The sequence below is a fragment of the Okeanomitos corallinicola TIOX110 genome, assembly GCF_038050375.1.
Taxonomy (GTDB): domain Bacteria; phylum Cyanobacteriota; class Cyanobacteriia; order Cyanobacteriales; family Nostocaceae; genus Okeanomitos; species Okeanomitos corallinicola.
This window is the reverse complement of the sequence record NZ_CP150886.1, coordinates 4,620,762-4,641,538: the sequence shown is the minus strand read 5'-3', so window position 1 is coordinate 4,641,538 and position 20,777 is coordinate 4,620,762. Positions and strand designations below refer to the sequence as shown.

Sequence of the window (20,777 nt, the reverse complement as noted above, 5' to 3'; positions counted from 1 at the left end):
TGTGATGATAAAATCCGGAATATTTATATCAATTTCCTTTATTTTCTGTGGATTTTCTGTTAAATAAATTACAATATCAATTAAATCATGTAGCGACTATATTCATTGTCAAATGAAGTACCCTCAATCAATCCAATTAAATAATAGATAATCGCTTAATAATTACACATTCAAAAAAGGTGCTAAGGCTAAAGTTTTTGTAATATCAACAACAAGGAAATGATCGCATAAATTAAATAATTCTACCTCAGTCTGCGTTCGTCGCATCAATCGCAGAAACTCACCCTCAGTATCAACACTTAAAGCAATGTAGTTAAGAAACATTTTCATATAGCCCACCCGCGCTCGTTCTGGCATATTTGGGACTGTGGGAGTTTGGTATAAACGATCAATATATTTGCGTACCTCTACTAAAGGAACAGGTGTAATCGCTTCTCCTCCCAAAGCCTGACGAATTTGATTAAACAACCAAGGATTCCCAATTGCCCAACGTCCCACCATCACACCCGCTGCACCCGTTTGGGAAAGCACATCCAGGGCAGTTTGCGCCGAGTTAATATTACCATTAGCCAACACTGGACAATCAACCCGTTGCACCGCTTCCGCAATCAAATCATATTTAACTTCTCCGTGGTACATATCTTTGACAGTGCGACCATGCAAACTCAGTAAATCAATATTATGGTCAGTAATTATATCTAGTATTTTGTAAAAGTTATCTGTATTTTCAAAACCTACCCGCATTTTCACAGTTAAAGGTTTATCATTCACAGTATCACGCAGTTCCCCCAAAATCCGGTCTACTTTTTCCGGTTCTCGCAGCAACCCACCCCCAACATTTTTCCGATAGATTCTCGGCGCTGGACAGCCCATATTTAAATCTACTCCCGCGATATTATATTTGCATAGTTCCTTGGCTGTTCTCACTAAATCGGGAATGCTTTCACCAATCATTTGTGCAAAAACAGGACGACCAGTATCATTTTCAGTGATTGCTGTCAGAATTTTACGATTCAGCCGTGAGCTATCATGCACGCGAAAATACTCAGTAAAGAAGTAGTCAGGACTACCATAATGGGCAATAACCCTCATAAACCAGAGATTTGTTACATCCTGCATAGGTGCAAGTGCAGTCAGGGGGAGAGATACCTGGGACATAGAAAATTTGAAAAAGTCAATCCTTAACTATACCAGAAATAATCTCTTCAAATTATCCATAAAAATCCGCGTTTATCTGCGTTTATCTGCGTTCAACAATAATTAAATCCCTCAGATAAATCTGTAGGGATTGAACACTTAAAATTGTATAGATTCAAAATTACTTCATCCGGAAATCTTGTAACACAAGAGGCATTATTAAACCTGTAGCTAAACTACCAACAGTAATAGGAATACAAATAGGCATTGGTGCAAGAGATAATAATACTATTAATAGTGTACCGATAGTACAAGCAATTAAAGTTTGACGCAGGAAATATCCAGTATCTCGAAATAATTTACCCTTGAGAAATAACTTTAACGAAAACCAACCTAATTCTAACATTGCTCCTCCTATTTATTTGTGAATAAAATTGACAATCAGCAAACTTAAAACAATGGCAGGAATCACACCAGCAGGGGCAAATAAACTACCAATAATTGCTGAAAATTTATAGCCTATCTCTTTACCGGCTAACATCATTCCCCCCATCGCACCACCAAGCATTGATAAAATAACAGCAATGACTAACCAAGCTAATACAGTTGCAAAATTGATGTCTGTATTTAAACTATGTAGGAAATTTCTGAATTCTGGATTATTGACAAAATCAAACATCTTGGTTGCTCCTAATTTGAGGTCAATTTAACTCAAAAGCTTGTATTTCTGCTTCTAATTCTTTGAGTGCTTGAGCTACTATTTCCACTTTCTCAATTTCTTGATAATCAGTAAATATCTGCAAGGCTTCTTGATAGTACAATTTAGCATTAATCAGATTTTCAGGATTACCTAATTCTGGTTTTTCTGGATCATCTGGAAGGTTAAAAAGTACATTAGCTTTGTTAGAAATGGTGTTAGCATATTCTAAGGGTGTATCCTGAGCATTACGCACTTTTAAAGCTTCCTCATAAGCAGAAATAGCCCGCAAATTATTATCAATGGGATGGGAACTCATTAAATATTGCAAAGCATTACCCAAATTGTTTTGCAACATGGCATATTCTCTGGGATGGTCAATTAGGTTAATATGTTCAAGTGCTGCTTCAAAAGACTGTACTGCTAAACCTTGACGCAAATATTCTCTTTCTGATGACATGGGCATAGAAAGATAGGCGATCGCAATGTTATTATGTAAAATCGCATATTCTTGGGGATACTCTTCCCAAGTAAATACCCGCAAAGCCTGATGATAAGCTTGGATACTATCAGTCATCCGCGCTAAACTATGGGGAACTAAAGACTGTAAAACTAACCCCAAATTCAACTGGGTTTCTGCTACTTCTACAGGTTCAGCAAATTCTTGTAAAATTGGTAAAGCTTCTTCGTAACTTTCCTTAGCTTGCACCAACAATTGAGGGTCAGAATCAGGAATTATTTGTAAAGTACCTGCTATTCCTACCTTCGCTCGTGCTTTCCATAAAAGATAGTCTTCACCACACATTTCATAAGCACGATAAAATAACCCTAAACTATTACGTAAATCTTGGGAACTTTTCGGTTTTTTCAAAAAACCCTGTGCCATTTCTATCAGCATTTGGATTTTTTCTTCCGCTGTCGCTGACTCATTAGAAATGGCCGCTATAGCAGCTTTCACGGCTGAATCTGTAACGCTAAAATTCATAAATTGGCCATAGTAATTGAGTCATCAACTAAGCCGATTTACGCAGTTATTCAGTTTTTACAGATTCCCCAATTTTGCAATAGCTAACAGCAGTCAGTTTTTAAAAAGTTATTCTGACTCCTGATTTCTTGACATAAAGTATTTTTACCTCATCTGTTTTTCAGGTTGCAGCAAAGGTAATTACATCAATACTTTCCACTATAAAATAGTATTTTCATAAAAATCTAGCGTAAATTTACTAATATTAATTTTAGTGTCAACTAATTTATCACTTTGGTAATGATTTGTGTATCATCAAGCAAACAAAAATCCTGTAAATCCTTAAATCCTGTAAATCCTGATTCAGACAATAACTGTATGTTAAAATAACAATATTGATCAAACAATGAAATTCTACAAATTAACTCATCAGTAGAAATTCCAATATTAATAAAGTTTTATTGTCCTGCGTATCTCCACATCAACAAAGGCGAAATCAACCCGCCCAAATCTCCACATCAACAATAGAAAAATCATAGCCAATGACAAATGTACTCTGGTTGCAAGGTGGTGCTTGTTCAGGTGACACCATGTCATTCCTTAACGCCGAAGAACCGACAGCTTGCGATTTAATTGCTGACTTTGGCATTAACATCCTCTGGCATCCTTCCCTGGGTTTAGAACTCGGTGACAACCTCCAAACCCTGCTGTGGGAATGTGTTTTAGGCACAACTCCCCTCGACATTTTAGTATTTGAAGGTAGCGTCGTGAACGCCCCCAACGGTACGGGAGAATGGAATCGCTTCGCAGACCGCCCCACCAAAGAATGGTTAAACGACCTAGCCAAAGCTGCTAGTTTCGTCGTCGCCATTGGTGACTGTGCTACCTGGGGTGGTATTCCCGCCATGTCACCCAACCCCAGCGAATCCAATGGTTTACAATTTCTCAAACGGGAAGAAGGGGGTTTTTTAGGTAAAGATTTTCTCAGCAAGGCTGGTTTACCTGTCATCAATATTCCCGGATGTCCCGCCCATCCTGATTGGATAACGCAGATATTAGTCGCCATAGCTACCGGACGTGTTGGTGATATTGCCTTAGACGACCTACATCGTCCCCAAACCTTCTTTAACACCTACGCCGAAACTGGTTGTACCCGCAACATCCATTTTGCCTACAAAGCCACAACCGCCGAATTTGGACAACGCAAAGGCTGTCTATTTTATGACTTGGGTTGTCGCGGCCCCATGACCCATGCTTCCTGTAACCGCATCCTTTGGAACAGGGTATCATCAAAAACCCGCGCCGGAATGCCCTGTATTGGTTGTACAGAACCAGAATTTCCTTTCCATGACCTGAAACCGGGAACAGTATTTAAAACCCAAACTGTTATGGGAGTTCCCAAAGAAATACCCCCCGGAATCAATCAACAAGATTACGCAGTCCTCACCGTTGTTGCTAAAGATGCAGCACCAAAATGGACAGATGAAGACTTTTTCTTAGTTTAATTGGGCATTAGATATTACCCATTACCTATTACCTATTACCTATTACCAATTACCCAAAATTATGCCAATTCAAACATTAGATATCGCCCCCGTCGGTAGAGTCGAGGGTGATTTAGATGTCCGTGTGGAAATCGAAGATGGTTATGTTACAAATGCTTGGACTCATGCAGAATTATTTCGCGGTTTTGAAGTAATTTTAAAGGGAAAAGACCCCCAAGCTGGGTTAATTGTTACTCCTAGAATTTGCGGAATTTGTGGTGGTTCACATTTAAGTTCTGCTTCTTGGGCTTTAGATACTGCTTGGGGAACAGAAGTTCCTCCTAATGCAATTTTAGCCAGAAATTTAGGTCAAATTGTCGAAACAATCCAAAGTATTCCTCGTTATTTTTACGGATTGTTTGCCATTGATTTAACTAATAAAAATTATCGCAGTAGTCGCTTTTATGATGAAGCTTGTCGCCGCTTTGCTGCTTTTACAGGTAAGTCCTATGAAATAGGTATTACCATCTCCGCTAAACCTGTAGAAATTTACGCTTTATTAGGGGGACAATGGCCGCACAGCAGTTATATGGAAATAAATTAATAAATTGCTTATATATCAAGGATTTTTCAGGATAGTTATAATTATTCCCTGGTTTTTCCTTAAATGAGGCCATAAACCCACCGCATATATATTATAAATCCATTTACTTTTATCTACTAACAGTTATTTGGTGTTTTCAGGCGTTACCTAATTTTTCCCTAATCCTAGATTAGCGATTGCGATTCCTACGGAGCGCTAGTTCCCTCCGGGACGCTCCGCGAACGCTATCGCATAACTATGGTAAATTTTTAGTAACCAAAGAAGAATCCAAACTACCCATATTATGAATTTCAAACGATGGCAGGAACTCAAGCAAATCCTCACTGAAGAAAAAGATTTGTCTAACATCTGGTCATATTACATGGATCATTTTGGGGATAATCCCAAATTCATCAACTTGGGTCAACCTGTGCAGAATCAATATATAGATGCAGTTGTCAAAAAAACCTGTCAACAACTATTTGGTCAAAACGTCAAAATTACCAATTCTCTCCTCATCCATATTCCCCGACATCAATTTTTCCATGGCCCATTCCAAGCCGACGGACGAATTGGTGGTGTGATTTTCTTTGAGGATATCAAAGTTGGTTTAATGGCTGTTTCCGCACAGTTTCCCCCAACTAATGAGGTGAAATATTCCCGGTTTACTGAAGTAATGGATCTATCCCCACCAACAGGTCATGATTTAAATTGAAGATATTTTGTAGTGCTATAATTTTCTGATTTTCCATATAATTTCAGTAACACGACATTTTATTTATATTGAAGTATAAGCCAGGATTTTATCAATATAAATACGCAAATGGTAGTATCTGCGTTTAAATAATTACATACTTGTTTGAGTATAGAAGTATTTATTTGTTTGGAAATTGAGCGATCGCTCCCAACTCAAAACTAAAATATCATATTTGTCCGCTCCAATGATTTTTTATATTGCGATTGCTTCCAGCGGGCGCTCTGCGCCATCACAATTCGTATAACGCGATGATCGTACTGTAAAAATTTTAGTTGTAGGTTATTGATCTAGATTGATCTAGTAATAATCATCCTTAAAGCCTGTATCAATAACTATTTCACCTAAAGTATTATTCGGATCTATAGTAATATCTTCTACATCGGCATCACACAAGGAATAGTCTTTATCTCTAGATAGAGTGAGCATAACTTCCACATTCAACTTAACCGACTGAGTAAAGACTGTATCTATTGTTTCTCCTCCATAGTACATACCATCTTCTCTGTCATAAATTGCATATTCTAAGCTCTCATAGCTTACATTTGCATCATAATTTACCTCTGCTTCTAACTCAAACACTACTGAAGGTTGATCTAAATCGGAATCGTCAATTTCAACCAATGAGGAATTAATGATATGTACTGAATTAACATTAACTTCAATTTCTTCACTGCCCCATTCAATCAAACTACTGCCAGACAAATCAATTGAAAAATCTAAATCTGAGAATTTATCCTCTATGTATCTTTCTATCTCATTTTCTTTGTCCCTATAAAGTTCATAACATACGTCAACCTCATCTGAATCAGTTTCTCGAATTATATTTTCTAATAATTCATCGAGATTTCCAATCCAACATAGGTCTTCACTTGATGAACAAAACTTCTCCCAATCGGAATCTCCACTAACGACATAGATTATTTTGTTTCTGTCTTTTGCCTCCTTTTTAAGAGCTAAGAGCGCAAAAGCATCTGGAAACTCAGATTTCTTTTTTCCTTCGCCAAATGGTGGATTACCAGAAAAATAATTTTCAAAAATATCAACCACTGAAACTTGATCAACTTCTATTTTTTGAAAATCAGTTTCCTGCAAAAAAATCTCAAGTTTGTCTAAAAGCTCATGTTTAATTTGCTCGAAATTTGGTACAAGTTCTTGTACTTTCTTCTTGAATTCATATAGTAAGTCAGAATTCTTAGAGATTTTTATTTTTTCCTTACCTTTTGGTGGTTTGGATCGTGTATGATCTAAATTGTTTATACCTGTCTTGACTGCTTCTGATGCTAATTTAGCACCTTCGATAATATGCGCTCTTAATTCATTAAGAGTAACAGAAGTTAAAAGAAGTCTTATTTTTTCTTCCTGAGAAAGTTTAACTAAGGTTTGAAAAGGCTTAGAATTATAGTGAAAATTATAGCTATTAAAAACCTGTGTATCAAGAGTAACTAGCCGAGGAGGGGGTTTTATTTCCATTTTGCGAATATCCTCAATATCCACGTATTATACAGAAAATTTCCAGATAACTACCCAAATCTGGCTGGATAGCAATAAATTTTCTGACTATTATCCTTTTCCAGGTAATAGACGGAGTGATTCAGTATATCTACCCGATATTTAAACACACAAAAATCCCCCATTAGCCCTTCCTGCCATCCCCAACCCGAAAATCGTCTAAACTCAAAGTGTCCGCTAACTGCCAAAATCCTATGACTCACTGGTTTAATATTGCAGGTCCTTGTGAAGATGATATCCACTATATGCTCTCTCCAACAATACGATTACCAGATTTGGAGGAGCTAATTCAACAGCGTAGTTATTTTGTCCTTCATGCACCACGACAAACAGGGAAAACAACAGCAATGTTATCCCTAGCAAATCAACTTACCGCCACAGGAAATTATGCAGCAGTAATGATATCAGTAGAAGTAGGAAGTGCATTTAATCATGACCCCGGTGCGGCAGAATTAGCGATTTTGGGAACTTGGTATGATAATATTTCTATCCGCTTACCCAAAGAATTACAACCACCTGTTAAACAATGGCAACAGGAAGAACCAGGAAACAGAATTAAGGCTTTTTTGCAAGGTTGGTCAAAAGCTTCACCCCGACCTTTGGTAATATTGATTGATGAAATTGATTCTTTACAAGACCAAACATTAATTTCAGTTTTAAGACAATTAAGAGATGGTTTTCCCAATCGTCCAGAAAATTTTCCCTCATCTGTAGGATTAATTGGTTTAAGAGATGTGCGAGATTATAAAGTTGCATCTGGTGGTAGTGATAGATTAAATACTTCTAGTCCATTTAATATTAAAGTCAGTTCTATTACTCTGCGAAATTTTAATGCTGAAGAAGTGGCAGAATTATATCAACAACATACAGAAGCAACAGGACAGATTTTCACACCAGAAGCCATAGAAACAGCATTCGATTTAACCCAAGGACAACCTTGGTTAGTGAATGCTTTGGCTAAAGAAATTGTAGAAAAAATGGTGAAAGATAGAAGTATTGCGATTACAAAAGAAGATATTTTAAAAGCAAAAGAAATATTAATTGCTCGTCAAGATACTCATTTAGATAGTTTAGCCGAACGCTTACGAGAACCAAGAATTAAAGCAATTATCGAACCGATGTTAGCAGGTTTAGAATTAGGAAATATACCCAATGATGATATTCAATTTGTGATTGATTTAGGATTGTGTAAAATGCACCCCTACGGAGGATTAACTATTGCTAATCCCATTTATCGGGAAGTGTTACCCAGGGTTTTAACAGTGACACCAATGGCTTCCTTACCAATGATTGCACCGACTTGGTTAACTGCGGCAGGGGAATTAAATATAGATGCTTTACTCACAGCATTTCTTAAATTTTGGCGACAGCACGGAGAACCGTTATTAGGTAGCACTGGCTACCATGAAATTGCCCCTCATATCGTATTAATGGCTTTTTTGCATCGTGTTATCAATGGTGGTGGAGTCTTGGAACGGGAATATGCAATTGGTAGCGACCGAATGGATTTATGTCTGCGTTACAAAGATGTAACTTTAGGTATTGAATTAAAGGTGTGGAGGGATAAAAAGAGAGATCCGCAAGCTGATGGTATTGAACAGTTAGAATCCTATTTAGGGCGTTTGGGGTTGGATTTTGGTTGGTTATTTGTGTTTGACAGGCGTAAAAATGCCCTACCAATGGAGGAAAGGTTATCAACAGAGGTTGTGGTGACGGAAAATCAACGTCGGATTACTGTGATTCGGGCGTGAGTATTTTTTCACACAGAGGCGCAGAGAAGAGAACGCAAAGAAGGAATTTTACTTATCGTCTTTCTCAAAGATGTTTAACAGTGAAATTATTGAGTTGTGAGCAGGAATACATGGTATGATTAGATAAGTTGGCAATAATGCAAAGCCACATAATGAATTACAGAAACTATATCACAATCGAACCCAATAAACGCGGTGGTAAGCCTTGTGTACGTGGCTTGCGAATTACAGTTTATGAGGTGCTTGAATACCTAGCTTCCGAGATGACAGAAGCAGAAATTCTTGATGATTTTCCCGACCTAACGAGAGAAGATTTAAAGGCTTGTATTGCTTATGCGATGGTGGCTCAGTTGCTCTCAAAATTATCGCCTCTAGTTCTAATAGTAGCTCAGGGTTTTTCGAGTAAGGTATTGTCTGCACGGCAATTCTTACATCTTCACTTTTATATTGATCGAGCCAAGCCCACAAAAAAGCTTTATGTCCACCTTTAAAACGACTTCGTAAACTTTTGGTTTTACCAATGTAAAGCAATCCCTGATATCTATGCCTAACTGCGTAAATGCCGGGACGATCTGGAATGTCGCTAAAATCTCGGCTCAAGGGTTGACATTGCTCAAAGGGAGTAAACGCAATTGCATCCAAGATGTTTCTTGCTTGATTCTGTATTTCAGAATTGTTCGTTGGCACGGAAGGTAGATTGTAGATTATCGAACTCATCATGCCACCGAAAAAGGTGCTTTACATTTCATTAACGCAACCTAGAGTATTGGCTAACTGCTTGCAGCAGCGCTTCGCTATCACTTACCCATGAGATCGCAATTAATAATAGTTCAGGAAGCACAATAAAATGACAATTGAGGGAGATAACTTTTCCCAAAGATATTTAACAGTAAGGTTAGATGGCTAATATTTATAATTTAATTCGAGTGAATTACAAAAGCTATTTAGTTGATTAAGCAAAGCATTATAATAAACGTAAGCATCGTCTCTTTGATCTTGGAGATTAGCATATAAAGTTAACTCTGGTTCTGGTGATAAGTGATCTTTGGGGATATCTAAACCGGCTTCTGTCAAGCGTGTTGAGGCGATCGCAATTAACAATGCTCCAATTGTATTAGATTCACCATTTTGAAGATCACTTAGTCCAGGTAATATTATTTCTGCACCTGGTAATTCATTAAGATTCATGATTGATTTTCCTCCAGGTTATTTTCACAATGTTCAATAAATTTCTCAATTCTACTTCTCAGGATATCCAGGTTAAGAGATGGTAATTTAAAACAGAACTCCTGTCATCTCCCCACAGATATCTTATAATCAATGTATTATTGTATATCTCAAAGTTTAAAATATGTCACTTGCTGAGTTAATTCCTCTAGTCAATAATCTGAGTCAATCAGACAAATTATCACTCTTTAAACTCCTAGCTACACAAATCCCCAACGCTGAATTACAAGTTATCTTTTCTGCTTCAGAGTATCCGATTTGGTCGCCCTACGACGCAACGGAAGCTGCAAACATTCTAATGCAGATGATTCAGGATAACAAAGAGACATCAACTCATGCCTAGTACAGTTGAGTTTCCCTTTTCTGACGATGAAGCATTACCCACAATTCCTGTCATTTTGAGTTATGCAGACTTTTCTGTTTCTGCGAATGCACTGCTGGATACTGGGTCTACGGTCAATGTCTTACCTTATGACACTGGGTTACAATTAGGTGCAATTTGGGATAATCAAACTGTCCGCTTACCATTGGCTGGAAATCTTGCAAAGGTTGAAGCACGGGGGTTATTTGTGAAAGTTCAAATTGGGAATCTTGAACCCGTTCGTCTAGCATTTGCTTGGGTAGAATCCTCTCATGTACCCTTAATTCTTGGGCAAACTAACTTTTTTCGAGAGTTTGATGTTTGTTTTGAAAGATCGCAATGCACAATCAAAATTATCCGACGTGATTAGCGATCGCACTAACCCAATATTAGTGATCGCATTTAATAAGAGTTAAGGAAACACAAGAAAATGGAAATTTAGCGAACTGCTTGCAGCAGCGCTGGCGCTATCGCTTTTTGCAAAGATATTTATTAGATTTATTGACCCCGCCCTGGCTTACAATCAGCAAAACTTAATGCCTCTGTGTCTAAAAAACTGGCGATTCTCTTTCAGAGACACTACGTGAACGCCATTTCAATAATTGCTTCAACGGGATAATCAATTTCAGTAGCACGAGCAATCAAGGCATCCTGAATCCATTCTGGTAAGTGTTTTAAAATAATTTCCGCATCATCGGAAGAAATTTGCTCAGAAAGTTTCACTTGCATGGTTTAGGACTCCGTATTTCACAGATAGCTTATGATCAATCTTTCCGCATTACAATAAATAATTAAACAGTGATTTATTTTTACCCCTACTAGCTCCATAATGCCTAATTATAGAAGACCTAATATTTCTGGAGGTACATATTTCATCACACAAGTCACTTATCAAAGAGAATCTTGGCTTTGTACTGACATAGGGAGAAAATCTCTCCGAGAAGCAATAGAAAAAGTCAGGGAAAAATATCCTTTTTGTATTGATGCTTTTGTTTTATTACCTGATCATTTTCATTGTTTGTGGACTTTACCCACCGATGATAAAGATTTGTCGGTTAGATTGCGCCTCATTAAAACTTATGTTACTAAACATTATGGACAGGAATTAGGGGTTAATAGGGAAGTTTCCCAATCACGACAAAAGCGACGAGAAAGTAATCTTTGGCAACGTCGGTTTTGGGAGCATTTAATTCGGGATGAACGGGATTTTGAGCTACATTGTGATTATATTCACGATAATCCGGTTAGACATGGATTGTGTGAAAATCCCCAAGATTGGCCGTATTCCAGTATTCATAGGTTTATCGCTCAGGGAATTTATCCAAGTGATTGGGGTACAGATGGCAGAAAGGAAAAACCTCAAGGGTTTTGGGACGATTAAACCAATTAAACCGTAGGGTGTGTTAGCGATAGCGTAACGCACCGAAAATCAGTAAATAATCATAAATATGGGGAGTTAAATTTGTGTATATTTGATGGTGCGTTACATTTCATTAACGCACCCTACAAGATCGGCGATCGCACTTAAGGATTTTGGGACGATCAAACTGATTAAATCGTAGGGTGTGTTAGCGACAGCATAACGCACCGAAAATCGGTAAATAATCATAAAATAAATATGGTGCTTTACATTTATGTATATATATTTAATGGTGCGTTACATTTCATTAACGCACCCTACAAGATATGCGATCGCACTGTTAGTAAGTGCTACAGTAATTCAGAGCTATACTTATTTTTTTTACTATCACTTAATTTCCTCAAATGGTTTGCCATACTCTTCGTTTAATGATGAGAATTTAAACTGAATTACATTAGGAACCCCCACACTCCATTTTACTTTTGTTGCTACACCTGCACCAATAGCCATGGTAATTACACCTCCGGCGAGAGCTGCAAGAGAAACGACATTACCAATTATTAATAAGCTCGATGCACCAATGACAAGAGTAGCCATTGCGCCAACCTTAGTAGTTCTGTTATTGAATTGTTCATTGTTTTCTCGTTCTAAACGTCTTTTCCTGACATCATCAAACATCTTGTTGATTTTATCATCAGTATATTCGATACCATTGCTAGTGGAGGCTTTTCCTTGGTTAGCGAATTCTTTCAGTTTTCCAGCGATGGCATCCACAGTTTTGTTATTTGAGTATTCTGCAACAATCAAAAACAGTTCGAGGCAATCAGAGTCTATTCTATAAGTATTTGCCATAATTTTACTTTCCTTTTTCTAGATTTTGGTCAAGCTGATATTCAAAAAAAGGTCGTTTGTCATACCTTTCGCCATAGTTTTGCCACGCATTTATTGCAAAAAGGCTACGATATCCGCACAGTTCGGGAATTACTCTGACACAAGATATATAAATCACCATGATTTATACCAAAATTTTTAACCGTGATGATTTTTACTTCCCAGAAACCTCAACTTTTCAACTTCCAACTTCAATCTTTCATTCTCCATCCGTAACGCCAATATGTCATTTTTCTGCAACTCAATTAACGACTTCTGACTCATCACCTCACCAAAAGCTTTCTTCCTATTTTCAATCCCAAACCATCTTTGATAAGTCTTTGTATGTTCATCAACAGTATGACCTAAATTATCTGCTGCTGCTTTAATCGGTATTCCCTGAAGATGCGCTCGAATTGCACAACCATGACGTAAATCATAAGGTTGAAATTCAATTCCCACTTTTCTAAACCATCTCGATATATCTCTTCTCATCCAATTAATATTTTGTACAGAAGCAATTTTTTCAACTTTTCTTTCTAAAATCTTTAATGGTTTGGGATTTTTTAAATCAAATAAATCTATCCATTCAGGAACAAAAGGAATAACTTCCCTATATCCAGTTTTTGTATTTTTATTCACCTTCCAAGTATGATCTATATTTTGGGGAGACATCCACCAATTAATATCAGGTTCTACAAATAATTCCCTTGGTCTTAAACCATAGGTTGCCAACATTCCATATACCCAACGCCACATTTCCCAAGTGTCTATTTCATCACTAATATTTGTATTTTTGCGATTGAGGGCGAATTTTTCAAACAGGTAAAAACCAGATATAATTTTTTTATCTTCAGGAATTTCTCGATAAGTAGGAGTGACATGATCTCGTTTGACATCGAGTTTAAATCCTAAATTAAAAGTTTTTATCAAAACAGAAGTTACCGCAATTAATTCATTTTTTTTATTCCCCTGAAATGAATTAATCACTTCCTCAAAATTTTCTTTAGTAGCTAAAGTTGTTAAATTAAAGTTTCTTTTAATTACAGATAGATAATTAGCAAAAGTATTTTCACTGGTAATAGTTTTCTGCCGAGTTTGATAATATTTTTCCTCAAATGTATCTAATAAATCTCCAATAGTTTTAATATCTTGTTTCTCTCTAGCTTTAATTCCTAAATACTTCTCATTCCACTCAAAAGTATGACGAGCAATTAATTTACCTAACTCGTAACTTTCCTCAATTGCTGTTTTTAAACCCTCTAAATTTGCAGGTATTCCTAAAGACAAATCATACTGTTTTTTCTGCTTCCCGACACTTTTATCACCTGGTTTTAAAGGTAAGGTAGCTCTTAATTGTAAAGAATTACCAGTTTGTTTAATACTAACTTTAACTCTCTCTCTTTTTAAATTAGTATTAGCTTCGATTAACTTCTGTTCAAAAACTGCTTGATATTGTAATTCTGTTGCTTTTATTTTCGCCATTGTTCCTCTATAACTACCGTCTGTGGTGTTCTCAAAATCTGCAAATATCACATCTGCAAACATATCTGCAAACCAGTTTCTTGAGTCTGCGTTGGTATCTTGATCTGTAGATGTGGGATCAGTACCCCGGTAATTTCCCTGATTTTTTCCGTTCATTCCCTAAATATTCCTTTATTTATCAAAGCTGAAATGGTGAAAATAAAATGTTATAACTGAGCAAAATTACCTGAAAATAAGTTATTCAGGAACATTTACAGCATATCACCTGTTGTCATAGCAGTTATATGGTGCCTGGTGGTGTGATGTGCGCTCCCACTTTGACTGACATTACCCGCGCTTGGGGTATTCTGGAATATTTCCGCACCAATTGGTTAGAACCGGTTTGGTTAGGATGTTCTTTAGAAAGATATGAGGAAATTCAATCTTATGAGGATTTCCAAAAGTGGTTAGATGAAGATGTTAAACACCGAGAATCTGACTTAGGCTTATATTGGCGCATGGGTTTGGATATCGGTTTAGACCGGTATGGTATTGGTGTGGGTAAGTTTGTCAGTTGGGGATATTTACCCCATGAGGACAGATATAATAAACCCACCATTGAAGGTCGTAACGCTGCGGTAATTATGAAAAGCGGTGTTTACGATGGTTGCAAAGATACTCATCGGTTGATGGAACCGGGTTTTGTGCGGGAAAATTTAACCCATTCCTGGTATGATGAAGGTACACAAGATTGGCATCCGAGCGATCGCAATACTTCCCCAACTATCAATAACCAAAAAGACTTTGAGGGTGCTTATTCTTGGTCTAGTGCAGTTTTACACCAAGACATCGGACGTTTAGAAGCTGGCCCCCTAGCACGTCAATTAGTTGCAGGTGGTACACATGGAGAATCTTGGCAGCATCATGACCCATTTATTTTAGACGTTTACAAAAAAATGGGTGGTGCAAATGTTCACCTCAGACAACTAGCAAGGGTGCATGAATTAGTCAAGTTATATCGTCAAGCTGAACGTTGTTTACGGGAGTTCAAATTAAACGATCCTTGGTATATTAAACCTAAAGAAAAAGACGGTAAGGGATGGGGTGCAACGGAAGCAGCAAGAGGCGCTTTGTGTCACTGGGTAGAAATTGAAGAAGGTAAGATTAAACAATACCAAGTTATCGCTCCTGGAACTTGGAATATTGGCCCCCGTGACGGTGCTGGTAAACGTGGACCGATTGAAGAAGCGTTAATAGGTACACCCATTGCTGATCCTACTGATCCTGTGGAGGTTGGTCATGTAGCGCGTTCCTTTGACTCCTGTTTGGTGTGTACTGTTCACGCTCATGATGCGAAGACTGGGGAAGAATTAGCAAGGTTTAGAACTGCTTAGAATTTATTGTTTTGTAGGGTGGGTATTTCCCACCTTATAACTAGGGGTTGCTGATAAAGTCTTGTCGTGGAGACAGGTGACAGGTGACAGGTGACAGGTGACAGTTTCAAGAGTTGGATGGGAACTATTTTTCCTTGAAGCAGGAATTAAATGCAAGGTTTTTCAGTTCTCACCTCATCAAAGCTTGCATTTTTTGAAAGTCAAAATCGCTAAAATCGTTTACCTGTAATGTTTTGAGATTTATTCAGCAAGCCCTAACTATCAGATAACTATCAGGGTTTTTGTGATCAAAACTTTTGTCTTCTTACCTGTCACCTGTCACCTGTCAACTGTCAACTGTCAACTGTCACCTATTAACTATCATCTGCTTCCCCATCTCTGCGTCCCAGTTCATAAATTCCTGCACCCATACAGGCCAGGATACCGGTACTAATTCCCCAACTAGCACCTAAACTAATTTCTAAACCCCAGTTAGACAATGCACCAAAGATGATAAAAGGGATAATGCTAAAAACTGAAGCGTAAAAGGCATTTTGTGATTCTCTGGCTTTGCGGGTTTTTTCAAATTCTGTTTCACTGGTGTAAAGTGATCTTTCAGCGAAGTTAAACCAGCGGTTGAGTTGTTCTGTCACCCATTCTCTCGTAGATGCCAACATCAGATATAATGCTAAGGCCCATAAACAAGCTCCGGCGATCGCAATTTTATCTATTTCAAATCGAAAGGGCAATATCTCAAACATGGCATCTGGTAATTTGGCGATAATCTCTAATCTTACCTTAAATTCGGTGCTAAATACTGCTATTGAGATACATTAGCTCATCCTCAGATGTGGAAGTTTTCAACAAGTGCTTAGAAGGTGTTTGAAATGTGGGAAAGGTAGTAATTGTGCAGAGTTTATACTCTCGATTTTCGCTATTTCTGGCAATGATTTTCTTTTTATCTGTGAAATTATTCCCAAGTGTAAATACTTGAAGTATTCATAATTTCTTACTTCTTTAAACAGGTCTTTATACTCTGCACAATATTCATCTATAACTGGGGTGAGCATCTCGCGCCAAATGCTTCAGGATTTGTAATTCTACATCCATTGCTCCACCTGCCTTGTAGAGTTTTATTTTCTGATTGTTTTATTCATTTCACTCGCAGAGTGACAGAAGAGGGATAAACTGTCATATCCCCTCTTTCTATCCTTACCTCTAATTAACTCCGCGCAATTTCCGCGTATTATCTACCAAACTTTGAGCAAACTGATCAAACCGTTGAGATAGTTTATCATCCAATAATTTACCTTCAGGACTAAAAGCACTGTAAGCTTGTCCAATCGCTATCTGTTCGGGAATTACCCAGCCATGTACCCATCTCATAATGATTCTTAGGTCATTGAGAGCATTACTATTAACCTGACCACCCAAAATGCTAATTACTCCTGTCACTTTCCCAGATAGTTGATCAAAACTCATTAAATCTAAAGCGTTTTTGATCACACCACTAACGCTACCATGATATTCTGGTGTCGCTAAAATTAAACCGTCAGCATTGCTAACAGTATCGCGCAACCGTTGTACATCTGGATATTCTGGATATTCTTTGCCACCATTACAAAAAGGTAGCTGCATTTCCCGTAAATCGAGAATTTCTACCTCTGCACCCAAGGCTTCAATTCTTTGCGCTGCTATTTTTAACCCTAGCTGAGTATAAGATCCGGGTCTTAAACTACCACCAATACCAACAATTTTTACCATAGTTCACTCAAAAACTAGAATTATTAAAAAGCGGAGTCGTTACGACTACGGTTATAATAGCGTTTAATGATATCATGTGTCAATTGCCAGGAGAAAGAGAAAGAAAGTTGAAGCAGTTAGAGGATGTTTGAAAAGTCCCTCATGGTGTATCAAAAGCTCTCAGATCCCCCTTATCAAGGGAGTTGGGGGGATCTAAAACAAAATTTAGATTGTCAGTTCTACTACAAAACTATCTAAAACAGTGGGTTAGGGTGAATTTGATGCAATTAAAAACCTCTATCCTCTATTTGGTGTAACCCTGTGTCTAATATAGAACTGTATCAATATCTCCCTAAACTTCCTGATGCTGCACTGCAAGAATTTACAGAATGGTGTGTTTTAGAACAGTCAAAAGCCGCAGGATTAGAATTTAAACCTGATGAAAATAAGTTGAAAAACTTAGAACCAGGAGATTATTTAAAACAACTAATTGATCAGTTTATGAAAGTAAAACCTGATCCAATTCGCGCGGGTTTAGTAGCGGTAATTGCTGGACAACAATCTGATCAACATAATTTGTCTGGTTCAGCAGCTATTGTTGATTTTGTTGCACTTTATGTTAAATTTTTAATTCCTAAAGATGGCACTGATCCAGCAGATGCAGAAACAATATTAACAAAAGCATCTCAACATCAGTATGATCAACTTATGGAAATCGCTAAAAAACATGGTGTAGCTTTATAGTAAGATTTGGTTAGGGTTTAGTTTTGCTAAACCCTAGATATAATATTTATTGGTATTTAATCTAATATTTTTATTTTTGCATCTTCTGTACTTAGATTCCCTTGTAAACCACCTGTATGTATTAATAGTATTTTACTCGGTTGAAAAAATCCCTTTTTCAATAATTCCATAACTCCATAAAACATTTTTCCTGTATAAACATAATCTAGGGGTATATTATGTTCTTGCTTGAATTTATGACAAAAGGTAATTAATTCCTGAGTGATTTTTGCATAACCCCCAAAGTGGTAATCAGATATTAATTGCCAAGGTGCTGGATTTTTAACAGGTGCTGGTAAACCGGATATGAGATAATTTTGTGTGAGATTTTTGATTTCCTCTACTAAGAATTCTCCACCTTTTAATACAGGAAAACCAACAACTCTCTGTTGAGAAGATAATGAAAGTGCTATACCAGCTAAGGTTGTACCCGTTCCACAGGCTAAACAAATAGTATCAAAATAATCTAAATCTTCCATTATTTCTGTACAACCTCGCACACCATTTAAGTTACAACCTCCTTCGGGAATAATGAATATTTCCCCAAAGCGTTGTTTTAACTCTGTTTGTAATTCCTTTGTGTGTTTTTTGCGGTAGGTGGTGCGATCGCAATATACTAACTTCATTCCTTTTTTTACAGCAAAACTCAATGTAGGATTTAGGGGTAAAGTCTCTTCTCCTCGAATTACTCCAATAGTATGGAAACCGAAAGCATTACCTGCTGCTGCGGTAGCAAAAATATGATTAGAATAAGCACCACCAAAGGTAAGTATGGTTGAGTAATTTTTCTCTTTAGCTGCCAAAAGATTGTATTTTAACTTGAACCACTTGTTACCATTAATCTCTGGGTGCATCAGATCAAGGCGTAATATATTTAACTCAACTCCAGCATTAGCAGCTATTTGATTATTAATTTTTTGTACAGGTGGAGATAAAAATATTGACGACATTTGAATCACAAGTTAAGCTTTGTGGGAATAGTAAAAAGTAATAAATCTGCAAAAATCCCCAAATTGGTTATGGCTAAAGTTTTTGAATCTATTACTGAAGAATTGCAAAAATTTATTGCAAATCAACAAATGTTTTTTGTGGGTACTGCTCCTTTAAGTCCTACTGGTCATGTTAACATTTCTCCCAAAGGTTTAGAAAGTTTTCAGATTATTTCACCTAATCGTGTTGCTTATTTGGATGTAACTGGTAGTGGTAATGAAACTTCTGCTCATCTGTTAGAAAATGGCAGAATTACATTTATGTTTTGTGCTTTTGAAGAACCACCTTCTATTTTGCGTCTTTATGGACAAGGAAAAACTATTTTACCTAACTCCCCAGAGTGGGATTATTACTATTCTTTGTTTTCCAATATTCCTGGTACTCGGCAAATAATTGTTGCTAATATTGACCGAATTCAAACCTCCTGTGGTTTTGGTGTACCTCTCTATGAATATCAAGCACAAAGAGAAACATTAGTTCATTGGGCTAATAAGAAAGGTGAACAGGGAATTAAAGAATACCATCAACAGAAAAATTTAGTTAGTATTGATGGTTTATTAACTCCACTATCCCAAGTTCATAATCACAAATAAATTAGTAAATGATTATGATCTAGCTTTAATTACTGCATTTACATACATTAAATTCAAATATCTAAATCTTGCAAAGCTAGACGAATTTGCTCCATACGTCTGCGGTTAACACCAAGATCAGATTCCCCTACACGAGATGCGGAACGAATATGAATGACTGATTCATCAGCAGGTAAATAAAACTCTACATCATCAATAAATTTGAAGATGCGACTTTTTGAAAGTGCATGAATGTAATTATCAGTTTTTTCTACTACTTCTGTGCGAGGAACAACTGTCAAAACTTTGAGTAATGTTTCTTTAGCTTGATCACGATCTACATGATAAACAATTGGTTCAATGCTATGTTTTGCATCTCCATTTTGACTGACAACACAGTTATTTGAAGCTGGACAAAGAGCAAGATGATCATTATCAATTCCTAGACTGGATGCCCAAGTTATGCTAGGAAATATGATAGTGATCATCAATGTCAAAAGTATTGTTAATGTAATCTTCTTGATTTGCTGAAAAATTTCTTTTAGATATTGCATGATTAATTGAATATTTTCGGGTAACTAACTAAGGTTGTTGGAGTGTTTTTGTTATTTATTGAATTAATTTATATTTTACAATAAAATGACGCTATCAAGAAATTTAGGACTACTTTTAATATCAACTCAAGATTAACTAAAGATTAAATATGAATTACAAGGTTGTTAATAAATTAACTGATCAGCAAGTCTATGAACTTGTGGAATTGTACAAAAATGAATTTTGGAGTAAAGCCCGTACATATCAACGTGTGGTCAAGATGCTAGAGGCATCAGACGTAATTATTGCTTTAGTAGGTGATGAGGAAGAATTAATTGGTTTTTGTCGTGTGCTGACGGATTTTGTTTATCGAGGAATACTGTATGATGTAATAATTAAACCTAATTATAGAAAAATAGGTTTTGGAACTAAATTATTAGATGAAGTTATCAATCACCCACAGTTGAAAGAAGTTGAAAGTCTTGTTCTTTATTGTTTGCCAGAAATGATTCCTTTTTATGAGCGTTGGGATTTTACAGATGGTTCAGATAGATTTAAATTAATGGGAAGATATCATCAATTATCTGAAGAATAGGATCATGATTATTAATCCAGAAA

At 36.8% G+C, this 20,777-nt stretch carries 21 protein-coding genes and 7 pseudogenes; 13 read left to right on the top strand and 15 right to left on the bottom strand.

Annotated elements, in window-relative coordinates; translation table 11 throughout:
• Positions 1-162: 162 nt before the first annotated feature.
• The 4 genes from WJM97_RS20400 to WJM97_RS20385 all read right to left on the bottom strand — a co-directional run bounded on the left by WJM97_RS20400 (position 163) and on the right by WJM97_RS20385 (position 2,819).
• The gene (locus WJM97_RS20400) at positions 163-1,158 is read right to left on the bottom strand and encodes a tRNA-dihydrouridine synthase family protein (protein ID WP_353930582.1); all 996 of its coding nucleotides are present in this window, start codon (positions 1,156-1,158) and stop codon (positions 163-165) included.
• A 160-nt stretch (positions 1,159-1,318) separates the two neighbouring features.
• Positions 1,319-1,543, bottom strand: coding sequence for a hypothetical protein (locus WJM97_RS20395; protein ID WP_353930581.1), 225 nt, complete (start codon positions 1,541-1,543; stop codon positions 1,319-1,321).
• Positions 1,544-1,555: 12 nt separating this feature from the next.
• The gene (locus tag WJM97_RS20390; protein ID WP_353930580.1) at positions 1,556-1,816 is read right to left on the bottom strand and encodes a hypothetical protein; all 261 of its coding nucleotides are present in this window, start codon (positions 1,814-1,816) and stop codon (positions 1,556-1,558) included.
• 22 nt (positions 1,817-1,838) lie between these two features.
• The gene (locus WJM97_RS20385) at positions 1,839-2,819 is read right to left on the bottom strand and encodes a hypothetical protein (protein WP_353930579.1); all 981 of its coding nucleotides are present in this window, start codon (positions 2,817-2,819) and stop codon (positions 1,839-1,841) included.
• Between the two features lie 521 nt (positions 2,820-3,340).
• On the opposite strand from WJM97_RS20385, the gene WJM97_RS20380 reads away from it, so the two are divergent.
• The 3 genes and pseudogenes from WJM97_RS20380 to WJM97_RS20370 all read left to right on the top strand — a co-directional run bounded on the left by WJM97_RS20380 (position 3,341) and on the right by WJM97_RS20370 (position 5,580).
• Positions 3,341-4,303 carry a hydrogenase small subunit gene (locus tag WJM97_RS20380; protein ID WP_353930578.1) on the top strand — a complete coding sequence of 321 codons (963 nt, stop codon included), beginning with the start codon at positions 3,341-3,343 and terminating at the stop codon, positions 4,301-4,303.
• A gap of 61 nt (positions 4,304-4,364) precedes the next feature.
• Positions 4,365-4,874, top strand: a pseudogene (locus WJM97_RS20375) (nickel-dependent hydrogenase large subunit); the annotation flags it as partial.
• Positions 4,875-5,169: 295 nt separating this feature from the next.
• A complete protein-coding gene (locus tag WJM97_RS20370; protein WP_353930577.1) occupies positions 5,170-5,580 on the top strand; it encodes a hypothetical protein in 411 nt (136 codons plus the stop codon).
• 339 nt (positions 5,581-5,919) lie between these two features.
• Here the strand turns inward: WJM97_RS20370 and WJM97_RS20365 are convergent, their stop codons facing one another.
• Entirely contained in the window at positions 5,920-7,092 is a 1,173-nt protein-coding gene (locus WJM97_RS20365) for a PIN domain-containing protein (protein WP_353930576.1), read from the bottom strand.
• Between the two features lie 233 nt (positions 7,093-7,325).
• Between WJM97_RS20365 and WJM97_RS20360 the strand changes: the two genes are divergently transcribed.
• Both WJM97_RS20360 and WJM97_RS20355 read left to right on the top strand, forming a co-directional pair.
• Complete coding sequence (locus WJM97_RS20360; protein ID WP_353930575.1) at positions 7,326-8,882, top strand: AAA-like domain-containing protein; 1,557 nt, start codon at positions 7,326-7,328, stop codon at positions 8,880-8,882.
• 152 nt (positions 8,883-9,034) lie between these two features.
• A pseudogene (locus tag WJM97_RS20355) lies at positions 9,035-9,220 on the top strand (DUF433 domain-containing protein); the annotation flags it as partial.
• 64 nt (positions 9,221-9,284) lie between these two features.
• Here WJM97_RS20355 and WJM97_RS20350 read toward each other — a convergent pair.
• Positions 9,285-9,599, bottom strand: a pseudogene (locus WJM97_RS20350) (GIY-YIG nuclease family protein); the annotation flags it as partial.
• Positions 9,600-9,785: 186 nt separating this feature from the next.
• Positions 9,786-10,070, bottom strand: coding sequence for a hypothetical protein (locus WJM97_RS20345; protein ID WP_353930574.1), 285 nt, complete (start codon positions 10,068-10,070; stop codon positions 9,786-9,788).
• Positions 10,071-10,233: 163 nt separating this feature from the next.
• On the opposite strand from WJM97_RS20345, the gene WJM97_RS20340 reads away from it, so the two are divergent.
• Both WJM97_RS20340 and WJM97_RS20335 read left to right on the top strand, forming a co-directional pair.
• Complete coding sequence (locus tag WJM97_RS20340) at positions 10,234-10,452, top strand: hypothetical protein (protein ID WP_353930573.1); 219 nt, start codon at positions 10,234-10,236, stop codon at positions 10,450-10,452.
• Positions 10,445-10,840, top strand: coding sequence for an aspartyl protease family protein (locus WJM97_RS20335; protein WP_353930572.1), 396 nt, complete (start codon positions 10,445-10,447; stop codon positions 10,838-10,840). Before WJM97_RS20340 ends, WJM97_RS20335 begins: the two co-directional genes overlap by 8 nt.
• A gap of 128 nt (positions 10,841-10,968) precedes the next feature.
• Here WJM97_RS20335 and WJM97_RS20330 read toward each other — a convergent pair.
• Positions 10,969-11,199 (bottom strand): annotated as a pseudogene (locus tag WJM97_RS20330) (hypothetical protein).
• A 100-nt stretch (positions 11,200-11,299) separates the two neighbouring features.
• Between WJM97_RS20330 and WJM97_RS20325 the strand changes: the two are divergent.
• Positions 11,300-11,851 carry a transposase gene (locus WJM97_RS20325; protein ID WP_353930571.1) on the top strand — a complete coding sequence of 184 codons (552 nt, stop codon included), beginning with the start codon at positions 11,300-11,302 and terminating at the stop codon, positions 11,849-11,851.
• A 366-nt stretch (positions 11,852-12,217) separates the two neighbouring features.
• Here WJM97_RS20325 and WJM97_RS20320 read toward each other — a convergent pair whose 3' ends face one another.
• Positions 12,218-12,682, bottom strand: coding sequence for a hypothetical protein (locus tag WJM97_RS20320; protein ID WP_353930570.1), 465 nt, complete (start codon positions 12,680-12,682; stop codon positions 12,218-12,220).
• A 60-nt stretch (positions 12,683-12,742) separates the two neighbouring features.
• Here WJM97_RS20320 and WJM97_RS20315 point away from each other — a divergent pair.
• Positions 12,743-12,817 (top strand): annotated as a pseudogene (locus tag WJM97_RS20315) (tyrosine-type recombinase/integrase); the annotation flags it as partial.
• Between the two features lie 42 nt (positions 12,818-12,859).
• Here the strand turns inward: WJM97_RS20315 and WJM97_RS20310 are convergent.
• On the bottom strand, positions 12,860-14,341 hold the full coding sequence (locus tag WJM97_RS20310) for a site-specific integrase (protein WP_353930569.1): 1,482 nt from the start codon (positions 14,339-14,341) through the stop codon (positions 12,860-12,862).
• Between the two features lie 116 nt (positions 14,342-14,457).
• On the opposite strand from WJM97_RS20310, the pseudogene WJM97_RS20305 reads away from it, so the two are divergent.
• Positions 14,458-15,558: pseudogene (locus WJM97_RS20305) on the top strand (nickel-dependent hydrogenase large subunit); the annotation flags it as partial.
• 353 nt (positions 15,559-15,911) lie between these two features.
• Here WJM97_RS20305 and WJM97_RS20300 read toward each other — a convergent pair.
• The 3 genes and pseudogenes from WJM97_RS20300 to WJM97_RS20290 form a co-directional block, all read right to left on the bottom strand.
• On the bottom strand, positions 15,912-16,298 hold the full coding sequence (locus WJM97_RS20300) for a hypothetical protein (protein WP_353930568.1): 387 nt from the start codon (positions 16,296-16,298) through the stop codon (positions 15,912-15,914).
• A gap of 144 nt (positions 16,299-16,442) precedes the next feature.
• A pseudogene (locus WJM97_RS20295) lies at positions 16,443-16,647 on the bottom strand (IS701 family transposase); the annotation flags it as partial.
• 108 nt (positions 16,648-16,755) lie between these two features.
• Entirely contained in the window at positions 16,756-17,301 is a 546-nt protein-coding gene (locus tag WJM97_RS20290; protein WP_353930567.1) for an NADPH-dependent FMN reductase, read from the bottom strand.
• A gap of 300 nt (positions 17,302-17,601) precedes the next feature.
• Here WJM97_RS20290 and WJM97_RS20285 point away from each other — a divergent pair, with 300 nt between their 5' ends.
• A complete protein-coding gene (locus tag WJM97_RS20285) occupies positions 17,602-18,024 on the top strand; it encodes a hypothetical protein (protein ID WP_353930566.1) in 423 nt (140 codons plus the stop codon).
• A 56-nt stretch (positions 18,025-18,080) separates the two neighbouring features.
• Here WJM97_RS20285 and WJM97_RS20280 read toward each other — a convergent pair whose 3' ends face one another.
• Positions 18,081-19,013: a pyridoxal-phosphate dependent enzyme gene (locus WJM97_RS20280; RefSeq protein WP_353930565.1), complete on the bottom strand. Its 933-nt coding sequence runs from the start codon at positions 19,011-19,013 to the stop codon at positions 18,081-18,083.
• Positions 19,014-19,082: 69 nt separating this feature from the next.
• On the opposite strand from WJM97_RS20280, the gene WJM97_RS20275 reads away from it, so the two are divergent.
• The gene (locus WJM97_RS20275) at positions 19,083-19,646 is read left to right on the top strand and encodes a pyridoxamine 5'-phosphate oxidase family protein (RefSeq protein WP_353930564.1); all 564 of its coding nucleotides are present in this window, start codon (positions 19,083-19,085) and stop codon (positions 19,644-19,646) included.
• A 53-nt stretch (positions 19,647-19,699) separates the two neighbouring features.
• Here WJM97_RS20275 and WJM97_RS20270 read toward each other — a convergent pair whose 3' ends face one another.
• Positions 19,700-20,179 carry a DUF1499 domain-containing protein gene (locus WJM97_RS20270; RefSeq protein WP_353930563.1) on the bottom strand — a complete coding sequence of 160 codons (480 nt, stop codon included), beginning with the start codon at positions 20,177-20,179 and terminating at the stop codon, positions 19,700-19,702.
• Positions 20,180-20,328: 149 nt separating this feature from the next.
• Between WJM97_RS20270 and WJM97_RS20265 the strand changes: the two genes are divergently transcribed.
• Positions 20,329-20,754: a GNAT family N-acetyltransferase gene (locus WJM97_RS20265; RefSeq protein ID WP_353930562.1), complete on the top strand. Its 426-nt coding sequence runs from the start codon at positions 20,329-20,331 to the stop codon at positions 20,752-20,754.
• The last annotated feature ends 23 nt before the right edge of the window (positions 20,755-20,777 follow it).